The organism is Candidatus Bathyarchaeota archaeon (assembly GCA_030739585.1).
Lineage (GTDB): Archaea > Thermoproteota > Bathyarchaeia > TCS64 > TCS64.
Genome location: JASLYX010000018.1, coordinates 1 through 10,125 on the forward strand (window position 1 = coordinate 1; position 10,125 = coordinate 10,125).

General features: G+C 48.8%; 9 protein-coding genes and 1 tRNA gene. 9 read left to right on the forward strand and 1 reads right to left on the reverse strand.

All coding sequences use genetic code 11. From position 1 onward, the window contains the following. Window positions 1–59: 59 nt before the first annotated feature. The 9 genes from QGG23_08175 to QGG23_08215 all read left to right on the forward strand — a co-directional run bounded on the left by QGG23_08175 (window position 60) and on the right by QGG23_08215 (window position 9,001). Window positions 60–980 (forward strand): amidohydrolase, encoded by a 921-nt coding sequence (locus tag QGG23_08175; protein ID MDP6049392.1) that lies wholly within the window; start codon window positions 60–62, stop codon window positions 978–980. Window positions 981–996: 16 nt separating this feature from the next. Next, window positions 997–1,509: a hypothetical protein gene (locus QGG23_08180; protein ID MDP6049393.1), complete on the forward strand. Its 513-nt coding sequence runs from the start codon at window positions 997–999 to the stop codon at window positions 1,507–1,509. Window positions 1,510–1,716: 207 nt separating this feature from the next. Continuing rightward, window positions 1,717–2,034 (forward strand): hypothetical protein, encoded by a 318-nt coding sequence (locus QGG23_08185; protein MDP6049394.1) that lies wholly within the window; start codon window positions 1,717–1,719, stop codon window positions 2,032–2,034. An 11-nt stretch (window positions 2,035–2,045) separates the two neighbouring features. Continuing rightward, complete coding sequence (locus tag QGG23_08190) at window positions 2,046–2,501, forward strand: endonuclease (GenBank protein MDP6049395.1); 456 nt, start codon at window positions 2,046–2,048, stop codon at window positions 2,499–2,501. Between the two features lie 9 nt (window positions 2,502–2,510). Beyond that, the gene (locus tag QGG23_08195) at window positions 2,511–4,958 is read left to right on the forward strand and encodes an AAA family ATPase (GenBank protein MDP6049396.1); all 2,448 of its coding nucleotides are present in this window, start codon (window positions 2,511–2,513) and stop codon (window positions 4,956–4,958) included. A gap of 44 nt (window positions 4,959–5,002) precedes the next feature. Then, complete coding sequence (locus QGG23_08200; GenBank protein ID MDP6049397.1) at window positions 5,003–5,929, forward strand: FAD-dependent oxidoreductase; 927 nt, start codon at window positions 5,003–5,005, stop codon at window positions 5,927–5,929. 337 nt (window positions 5,930–6,266) lie between these two features. After that, window positions 6,267–7,523 (forward strand): phosphopyruvate hydratase, encoded by a 1,257-nt coding sequence (gene eno / locus QGG23_08205; GenBank protein ID MDP6049398.1) that lies wholly within the window; start codon window positions 6,267–6,269, stop codon window positions 7,521–7,523. A 55-nt stretch (window positions 7,524–7,578) separates the two neighbouring features. Continuing rightward, window positions 7,579–7,653: transfer RNA gene (locus QGG23_08210), tRNA-Arg, on the forward strand. 61 nt (window positions 7,654–7,714) lie between these two features. Next, on the forward strand, window positions 7,715–9,001 hold the full coding sequence (locus QGG23_08215; protein ID MDP6049399.1) for a hypothetical protein: 1,287 nt from the start codon (window positions 7,715–7,717) through the stop codon (window positions 8,999–9,001). A gap of 131 nt (window positions 9,002–9,132) precedes the next feature. On the opposite strand, the gene QGG23_08220 is transcribed toward QGG23_08215, so the two are convergent. Beyond that, window positions 9,133–9,477, reverse strand: a complete 345-nt coding sequence (locus tag QGG23_08220; protein MDP6049400.1) for a hypothetical protein — start codon at window positions 9,475–9,477, stop codon at window positions 9,133–9,135. Between the last annotated feature and the right edge of the window lie 648 nt (window positions 9,478–10,125).

The window sequence follows — 10,125 nt, forward strand, 5'->3', positions numbered from 1 at the left end:
TAATGTCCCTTATCGGCTAATTGATATAATTCATAGGAACTCGTTGAATTAGACATAGAATGTCAAGTGATCTGAAACAAAGAGCTGTTGATTGGATTGAGAAGAATAGCGGGCTCGTCATCGAAGCTCATATGAAGTATTGGGAATGGGCGGAGGTTGGACTCCAGGAGCTTAAGACTGGGACGCACATGGCGGACACCTTGGAGGATCACGGCTTCACAGTGGAACGGAGGGTCGCTGGGATGCCCAGTGCCTTCGTCGCGACCTACGGCTCTGGAAATCCAGTCATCGGGATGATGGGAGAACTCGACGCTCTCCCAAGCATATCCAACAAACCCGTCCCATACCGGGATCCTCTGGTCAAAGGGGGCCCAGGACATGGCTGTGGGCACAATAGCTATGCTGCTACGGCCCTCTGGGCAAGCCTCGCGTTGAAAACGGTGATGGTGGAAAAGAACCTCCTCGGCACTATCAAGTGCTTTGGCTGCCCTGCAGAGGAGACCTTGGTAGGGAAAGTCTTCATGGTCAGGGACGGCTTCTTTGACGGCCTGGACGCATGCCTTGGTCATCACCCTGGGAACATGAACACGTCAGGACTTAGGAGCGGAAACGCGATGAATTCTGTAAAGTTCGAGTTCTTTGGGAAGGCGAGTCATGCTGCCGGGAGCCCCGAGCAGGGTATTAGCGCTATGGACGCAGTGGAGCTCATGAATATCGGGGTCAACTACATGCGGGAGCACATTGTCCAGGAGGCCAGAATCCACTATATCGTCGAGGACGGCGGGGTGCAGCCTAACGTTGTACCCCCCTATGCTAGGACATGGTATTACGTGAGGGCTCCCCGCCGAGACCTTGTTGACAGATATTACGCAAGACTTTGCAAGATGGCTGATGGGGCAGACCAGATGGCGCAAACTACCCACCATGTGAAGTTTCTCACTGGGGTCCATAACGGGATCCCCAAACAGGCCCCTTGCTGAAAGGGTGGTAGCAAACATGAGGGAGATCGGGGTGCCAACCTATACAGATGCGGAGGAGGCCTTTGCCGCGAAGCTAGCCGAGAGCATCCCCCGTATGGAGAAGATGGACCGGCTTAAGAAGCTCTCCGTTTACATCCCAGAGGCCATGAAGCTTGAGAACGTCAACATCGACACTAACATTTATGACCCCTATGGGGAGGAGATCAAGGGGGGCGGGGGATCGAGTGACGTGGCAGACGTCGCTTGGAACTGCCCCACGCAGCAGTTCAGTACCGCCTACTTTATAGTCGGGGCTCCTGGCCATAGTTGGCAGCATACCGCTGTCGGAGGAATGGGCATTGGGCAGAAGGCCACTGTCTTCGCCACTAAGGTGATGGCAGCAACAGTCATCGATCTCCTCACCAGCCCAGATTTCGTTGCGATGGTCAAGGCGGACTGGGAAAATAGGATGAAGGGGCTCGTTTACAAGTCACCGTTACCCGCTGATCTTAAGCCCCCCCTGACCCAGCTCGAGAAACAACCGGAGTAATCCGGCTCCCTTTTTGAAGGATGTTGATATCTAGCGACCATGCGCTAAGTAAAGCTTGCTCACATTAATTGATGAAAAAAAAATATTTCCAATAATTATAAGCGAGTGAAACTTTCTGCTCTAAAATAAGTATATATTTGAGTAAAGGCCACCCTCATTTTTATTACCCAACCACTGTATAATCCATGTTCAAGCGGAGGCTTTTAAATGTCCAAAGACCGCGAGTTGGTAACCATAGTCGAAAAGACCTTCTCTCTCCCTGCTAAGGTTATCGTTGCATATGCTGAGCTCGATTCCGTCTTTACAAGCGGGGATCTGGCTAGGATCTGCGATATCAGTCGCTCCTCAGCCAAATTCTATCTATCAAAGATGCTGGAACTAAGGATGGTCACCAAAGTCCCCCACAAGAGGCAATACCAAAAATATGCTAACGCCAAAATCTTTTCTGAATGGTTAAAAGACCTTACTAAACTAGCAGTGATCCCCCTCGAATCAGGGAACCTAAAGGTTCCCCTGGAAGAATAGGCGGGGAGCTATTGTCTCTCAGAGACCTAGTGAAATCCAAGCCAAAGCGGGTACGATTTACGCGTACTCTGAACCGGGACCAGGTCAGGCGAATGAAGAAGCGAGGCTATGATGCTGAACGGGAGCTCGTAAAGATGTTCCGGAGAGCAGGTTTTCATGCCCTCAGAGTCCCGGTGAGTGCCCCTAGTAACGAGCCCCTCCCTGACGTTTTTGCGATCAAAAACAAGACCATACTCTCATGCGAGGTAAAGAGTCAGGTACGTTACGTCTATTACAAGAGGAAGCAGGTGAATAAGCTCTTTGACTTCCTAGATATTCACAAGATCTATCCGAGACGCTACGCGATCCTTGCAGCCAAGTTCAGGTATAAAGGCTGGGTGTTTATGATACCTGAGAAGAGCGGTGACTACTCCCTAAGGATGGGGGAGGGCATCGACTTCCGGGAGCTCATCAAGAGGGTTGACTGAGCCGGAGAAATGAGACGTTTAAATAACGTCCTCAGAATCATCATTACAATTGATTATAGGCTGATTCTGATGATCAAGGAATTATCGTACAAGGATGCTCGGGGCACCCTCTCCGGTATGCAGTTCAATTGTGACTCATCAGCGGACCTTTTCCCTCTCGCCGAGATTATCGGCCAGGATCGAGCCTTAAGGGCACTTCAGTTCGGGCTCAAAATCGAGAGCAAAGGCTTCAATATCTTCATTTCAGGGATGCCCGGAACAGGTAGGAAGACCGCGATCATCGGCTACCTTGAGGAGGTCGCGAAGGAGAGACCCATACCCTACGATTGGTGCTATGTCTATAACTTCAAGGACCCAAAAAAGCCCAATGCTCTTAGTCTTAAGGCCGGAAGCGGCTCTGTCTTCAAAAAAGACATGGAACTCTTTGTCACGGAAATGAAAAGGACTCTCTCCGTCGCCTTTGAGAGTGATGAATACTCCCGGCGGAGAGGGGAGACCCTGAAAGTTATTGAGGCGGAAAGGGATCAGGTCACCAAACACGTAAACACCTTGGCAGGGAAAGCAGGATTCCTCTTGCAGAGGTCCCCAATAGGCCTCATGCTCATTCCGATACAGGAAGGTAGACCTATTAACGAGCAGGAGTTCGCCCAGCTCACCCCACAGCTTCAATCCCAGATCCAAAAACGGAGAGAGGCCCTCGAGGTGGAGCTGAGAGTACCTCTCAAACAATTTAGAAACATTGAGGGGAAAATGGTCAACGCGATAAAAGAGCTGAACCGGAGCGCCGCGACCTTTTCCTTGGAGCCCATCAGCTCTGCACTCAAAGAGAAGTTTAGAGACAGCGACGAGGTCGTAGAATATATTAAACACGTGGAGGAGGACGTTCTCGACAATCTCCAAACCATCCTACAAGGAAACACCCCTAAGCAATCCCAGCTTCCTTTCCAGATGCCAGGGGCGAGGAAGGACCCCGCCGAGAGATATGTAGTGAACCTTGTTGTAGATAACTCCGAGCTCAAGGGTGCTCCCGTGGTCATGGAGCTCAACCCTACATACTCACGGCTTTTCGGAGCAATTGAGAAGGAGGCACGTTTTGGTGCTGTGGTGACTGACTACACGATGATTAGAGGGGGTTCTGCTCACCGGGCAAACGGAGGATATCTCATGGTCCCAGTCGAAGGACTATTCGCAAACCCCCTGATCTATGAGTCGCTGAAGAGAGCAATCTCAAACGAGAAATTGGAGATCGAGGAACCGATGGTTAGCCTAGGGTTCATGCTAACAGGAACGCTTAGCCCAGAGCCCATACCCTTCAGAACTAAAGTGGTCATCGTTGGGGATCCCCAGGTCTATCAGCTCCTCTTCGCCAGGGATAGGGAGTTTAAGGAGCTGTTCAAGGTCAAAGCTGACTTTGACACCACGATGGAGAAGAATAAGGAGAATATAGAAAAATACGCCCAGTTCATCTGCACCCTTTGCAATAAGGAAGATTTATGTCACTTAGACTCTGATGGAATCGCCGCCGTTATAGAGTACAGCAGCAGGCTTGCAGCAGACAAAAATAAGCTCTCCACTCAATTTGCCTCGGTCTCGGACATTATCCGGGAGGCACACTTTTATGCCCGGGAGGACGGCGTCGAGTTCATGGGGCGGAAACACATCAATAAGGCTCTCAATGAAAAGGTCTATCGCTCCAATCTTATTGAAAAGAAGATCGACGAGATGATTTCCATGGACGTTATCCAGATCGACACTCATGGGGATAAAGTAGGCCAGGTTAATGGCCTTGCAGTCCTCAATTTAGGAGACTACGGCTTTGGGAAGCCCAGCAGGATCACCGCGAGCATTGGCGTAGGTCGAGAGGGCATCATCGACATAGAGAGGGAATCCCAGATGGGTGGCCAGACTCACACCAAGGGTGTTCTAATTCTAAGCGGTTATCTCAACAGTAAATACGCAAGAGAAAAGCCCCTCAGCCTTACAGCCCGCCTAGCATTTGAGCAGAGCTACTCCGGGGTCGACGGGGACAGCGCCTCCAGCACTGAACTCTACGCTATACTTTCCGCTCTCTCGGGGAAACCCATTAAGCAGCACATTGCCGTCACGGGATCTGTGAACCAGAAGGGGGAGGTTCAGGCTATAGGGGGAGTCAACGAGAAGGTGGAAGGATTTTATGAAGTCTGCAAATCTAAGGGGCTCATCGGAAATGAGGGGTGCATGATCCCCTACAGCAACGTCCAGAACCTGATGCTCAAGGAGGAGTTGGTGACTGACATCAAGGAGGGTAGGTTCCACATTTGGCCTGTGAAGACTATCGACCAGGGCGTCGAAGTCCTCACAGGGATTGATGCGGGAAAGTTTCAGCCCAACGGAAGCTACCCTGAAGGCACTATTCATCAGATCGTCCAGGATCGCCTTGACGAGATGGCAGAGCTCATTAAAGAGTTCAAGCTCTAGCCACACTCTTTTTCTAATACCCGCATGTACTTTCACTGATTCCTATGGTTCAGACAGATGGATCTTACGATGTCATAATCCTAGGAGGGGGTCCAGCTGGGCTATCCGCGGCAATATACACGGCTCGTCTAAGATTAAAGACCCTCATAATTGAGGGGAAGCGTCTTGGGGGGAGATCGTGGGGTCCCCACAAGATAGAAAACTACCCTGGCTTCCCTAAGGGGATCACGGGGACTGAACTAATTGAGAGATTCGTCACTCAGGCAAAAAAGTTCGGCGCAGAGATCAAGAAAGAAACCATAGTGGCCCTTCTCCCCCTCGGAGGCTCTCAAATGGTTCAGACCCGGAGGGGGGTTTACGATGCTAAGACTGTGGTCATTGCCACGGGAATCCAGAAAAAGCAGTTAAGTGTATCAGGTGAGGTGGACTTCAGTGGGCGCGGTGTCTCCTACTGCGCTATCTGCGATGCGCCGTTTTTCAAGGACAAGACAGTCGCCGTCGTGGGATCAGGAGAGGAGGCCGTCGAGGATGTTCTAATACTTACTGACTTTGCTGACAAGGTATACGCCATACCGGGAAGCAAGGGTTACAACCGGGGAATAGACGGCATTCAGGGACTTCAGGACCATGAGAAGGTTGAAATCATCGATGGGGTAGATCTCGAGTCAATAAGCGGGTCATCCACGGTCGAATATGTTACTCTCAAGGGAGACGGAGTGAGTCGCCTTACTGTCGATGGAGTCTTTCTCATCATGGAGAGCATCCCTACAAGCAATATTCTTTCCTCAGCCGGCATCCAGACCGACGGTGGAAGTTGCATTTTAGTAGACAAAAATCAAGCTACCAATATAGGGGGGGTCTTCGCGGCCGGAGATTGTGTCTGCAGGGGGATGCAGGTCATTACCGCAGCCGGAGAGGGGGGATTAGCGGCCCTATCTGTCCTAAGATACATAAAATCTATGAAAAAATAAGTGTGACCTAGGAATCCTTTCTACCTTCTAGTTATCATTTTGAATAAGTCCGTTTAGTTGAGACAGAGGTGTATTTTCCCTAGTGTATTCCCAGTGTATCCGAGCCAAAAAGCTCTTCACTAAGGTCTCTGCTAATCCCAGGGGAAGAGTCACGCAATCATTATGGTCTCTCTCAACAATATCCCATTGTAATTATGTGAGCCCTGAACGAAAAGATTAACAGAGGCGTATTAGAGACCGAGTGAATCTTAGTATCGTAAGTGGGCGTAGAGAGTGAAAATAGGCGTAGTGATCGAGGGCAACCCCTAATAATAGAGAAAGAAAGGAATGACGAAGGATGACCAATTCTATTGCAACCATCAGAGCCCTTGAGGTTTTAGACTCCAGGGGCAACCCAACATTAGAGGTCGAGATCACGACTTTGGAAGGTGCCTCCGGAAGGGTCATCGTCCCAAGCGGAGCATCTGTTGGCATCTACGAAGCAGTCGAGCTCCGGGATGGAGGGACGCGCTATCATGGGAAAGGGGTGCTCAAAGCAATATCATCCGTTGAATTGATAGCGAAAGAACTAATGGGGATGGATGTCGGGGATCAGGAATCTATCGACCGGCTTATGATTGAGCTAGACGGGACGCAGAATAAGGCGAGGCTTGGTGCGAACGCCATTCTAGGCGTCTCTTTGGCTTCAGCTAAGGCTGCAGCTGCGTCGGAAGGCAAAAGACTCTTTGATCACCTGAGCAGAGCTGATGGGGGACTCCTTCCTATTCCATTCTTTAACGTCATTAATGGGGGGCAGCATGCTGGGAATGCTCTTGACTTCCAGGAGTTTATGATCGCCCCCCTCGGGGCAGGGAGCTTCAGCGAGGCCCTGAGGATAGGCTCAGAGATCTATCATTGCCTAAAGGGCCAGTTAATTGACCGCTATGGGGCTATGGCTATTAACGTAGGGGACGAGGGAGGGTTCAGTCCTCCCCTTACCAGACCTGAAGAGGCTCTTGATGCTGTAGGAGGCGCCATTGAGGAGATGGGATACAGTGGAACCGTGTCTATGGCGATGGACGTCGCAGCGAGTTCTATTTACAAGGATGGCTTTTACACTGTTGCTGGCAATAACTTGGACACGGGGGAAATGATAGACCTCTACAGGGACCTTGTAGGTGGCTATCCTCTTGTTTCCATAGAGGATCCCCTCCAAGAGGATGACTTTGAGGGATTTGCAGAGGTTACTCGGAGGGTCCCTGTGCAGATTTTGGGGGACGACATCTTTGCTACATCTGCCTCTCGCCTCAGGACTGGTATCGAGCTTGGGGCCTGCAATGCACTCCTCTGGAAGGTAAATCAGGTGGGAACCCTAACCGAGGCCCTTGAGGCCGCAAACATCGCATCTGGGCATGGTTACAAGGTCATGGCCTCCCACCGGTCTGGGGATACGGAGGACCCTTTTGTTGCCGATCTCGCTGTAGCTATAGAGTGCGGCCAGATCAAGACCGGAGCGCCGGCAAGGGGGGAGAGGACCGCTAAATATAACCAGCTTCTCAGGATCGAGGATTGGCTAGGGGAAAAAGCCAGTTACCCTTCGGGGATCTATGACTAAAATTCATCGTTGTCTTCTGAAACTCTTATATCAATTGAAGAAGGTTCAGAGGTGAGGGCTCGTGGCCAAGTTAGGATAAGGCACCGGACTTCTAATCCGGAGAACGAGGGTTCAAATCCCCCCGGGCCCGCCTATTTTAAACAGCATAAACAGGCTTTTTAAGGACTTGTTTTATACTTTATTTGAGACTTATGGGGAAACGTGGAGAGTACAGCCCGCCCAACGGCAAATCTGGGAATATTGATGTGAAAGCTCTCTTTTCAGATCCCGGCATTGCCTGGCCTAAAAGAGCTCACTGGTGGCATTACGTTGAGGAAAACGAGAACTTTGGTTTATGGATTTTAAACCTATCTGCAGGCAGTCCCACTACAGCTATTGAAAGGGGGCGTGTACTAGCGCGATTTCTGGATTTGAATGGCTGGGTTCTGGATGACCTGATGGAGAATGTGCGGGCTGATCAGCCGGGGTTTGAACGCAAGTTAGAGATGTTCGCCAGGGGGTTGGAGTCTCAGGGTTACAAGAAAGGATACATCAATAATTATTTCAAATCCATCAGGAGCTGGCTCAGGTATAATGACATAGAACTCAAGAGACGTATCAAGCTAACTCATTCAGAAACAAAAAGGGAGAAAGTCCCAAATCCTGATGACGTGGCTCTCATACTGCGTGACGCTTCTCCCAGACAGGCTGTGTGCGTATGCTGTGTAGCCTACGGGGGTATACGGACCGAGGTATTGGGTCAGTCCGAGGTCTACGACGGGTTAAAGCTTGGAGCACTGCCGGACCTAGAAATTGAGTCGCTTAAATTTAGCAATGTTCCAGCTGTCGTGTTTGTTGAGAGATCGTTGAGCAAAATAAGATTACCCTATCGTACATTTCTTCCCGAACAGGCGTGTGATATTATTACTAAGTATCTTTCCATTAGACGGGACAAGTTTGATGAGGAGCTTGATGCACAGAGTCCTCTAGTATCTGTGGCGGAAGGGTGGATTGGTAAGGGTTTCCGGAAAGCCAGTGGAAATAGACATGTTCGCAGTAAAACTATCAGTCAGGATATAAGAACCGCAATCGGCGGCTTCGGTAAATGGCGACCATACGACCTTCGCCACTACTTTCTCACATGGTTGAACCTGGCGGTAGCACGAGGTGTCTGCAGCGAAGGATACCGAATATATTGGGCAGGACAGAGTACGAAAACAGCTGATGTTTACGACCTGTACAAGGATGACATTCCAAGTGCTATAATCGAAGAAATGAGGGAACAATATCTACGGGCTCAGGAGTACCTGCTACCGAAAAAAACCAAGTCAGATGAAGAAAGACTTCGGATGCAAGCGCTCATGGATTACGCCAATCTTCAAGGCTGGCCACATGACAAGATCCGAAGGTTAAAGGAAGTAATGACGCGACCGGTTACATTCGATGATGGTTTAAGGACTTTCAGAAGGCTAGAAGAGAAACTTGAGCGATCAAAATAACTCGCTTGCGCGCGAACATCTTTGTTAATAAAAGCATTCAAATTATGTTGTGAATAAAGTATGAATATAGGTAGCCCTGCGTCATCACCTACACAATTTTCCGTTTCCTATGAAACTTAAGACATAATTGATTATGTGTTATGATTTCTAGAGTTCTCATTAAACATAGGGGCCAAAGTTTCTATGAACACATCTTTTTCATTATCAGCAATTTCTTCAATAATACCGATAAGGGAATTTACTAGTAATCTATAAGGTCTCAAAGTGGAACGTAGTTTTATCTCTATAACTTCGTGAAAAAGTGTTTTCCAGGCTTCATCCATATCAACATCAAATATCTCGATTAACCTTTTCTTAGGGATTGCTCTACCTCTTACTAAAGAAGACAACTCTGGAAGCCAACAAACGCTCCAGTGACCTAACCCAAGTCTATGAAGAGTTTCATTCATATATTTCTCGTATTCATTGGTTTCCATTTTAGCGCCTACTTCATCTCATCATTCTTTCTTTCAGATTCGTCTATTTCATTGAGTGCTTAATGAACTGCTTAAAGATTAGTTTCTGGCGTGATTGTGTTAAATGGGAGACGAAATTCTAAATGCCTTAATAGATAGAATATTACTCCCGAAAGGTGCGATTTTCGTTTCATCTTGCCCGGGGTTATACTCATGTTCAGTCCTCTCCAACCTGTTGTTCGCGGTGCATCTGATCAATTCTTTCCCTCCACTCTTGGTAGCTCCCGTTTTCACGCGGAAAGATTATTTCATAACGTGACAGGGTCTTTTCCTTTAGGGAATTTGAGGTTTGATTCATTCTATGATTCAAATCCCTTTGACCGCACAAGCTCATGTTTAATGGCTCTTCTGTTCAAGTGAAACGGAGTAAGATAGAAGCCCGCTTTGACTGCCTTGGACATTGCCTCAACAGTCTCCAACGGAACCCTTGCTCCAAACATCAGCAGTTCAACTTAACGAATAGTTATCAGCACCAACATTTAAATGATAACATGAGCGTTATTATACTCATGTGGTATAACTCAATTCATAAAAGTAGAATAAAATACGGGATCCTGACCATTCTAAAAGACTCCTTCAATCCATTCCATACAGGTTTACGCCGAAAAA

Excerpts from the sequence above, each read along its gene's own strand:
- QGG23_08185 (MDP6049394.1), top strand. The coding sequence starts at position 1,717 with ATGTCCAAAGACCGCGAGTTGGTAACCATAGTCGAAAAGACCTTCTCT.
- eno (MDP6049398.1), top strand. The coding sequence starts at position 6,267 with ATGACCAATTCTATTGCAACCATCAGAGCCCTTGAGGTTTTAGACTCC.
- QGG23_08195 (MDP6049396.1), top strand. The coding sequence starts at position 2,511 with ATGAGACGTTTAAATAACGTCCTCAGAATCATCATTACAATTGATTAT.
- QGG23_08175 (MDP6049392.1), top strand. The coding sequence starts at position 60 with ATGTCAAGTGATCTGAAACAAAGAGCTGTTGATTGGATTGAGAAGAAT.
- QGG23_08215 (MDP6049399.1), top strand. The coding sequence starts at position 7,715 with ATGGGGAAACGTGGAGAGTACAGCCCGCCCAACGGCAAATCTGGGAAT.
- QGG23_08220 (MDP6049400.1), bottom strand. The coding sequence starts at position 9,477 with ATGGAAACCAATGAATACGAGAAATATATGAATGAAACTCTTCATAGA.
- QGG23_08180 (MDP6049393.1), top strand. The coding sequence starts at position 997 with ATGAGGGAGATCGGGGTGCCAACCTATACAGATGCGGAGGAGGCCTTT.
- QGG23_08200 (MDP6049397.1), top strand. The coding sequence starts at position 5,003 with ATGGTTCAGACAGATGGATCTTACGATGTCATAATCCTAGGAGGGGGT.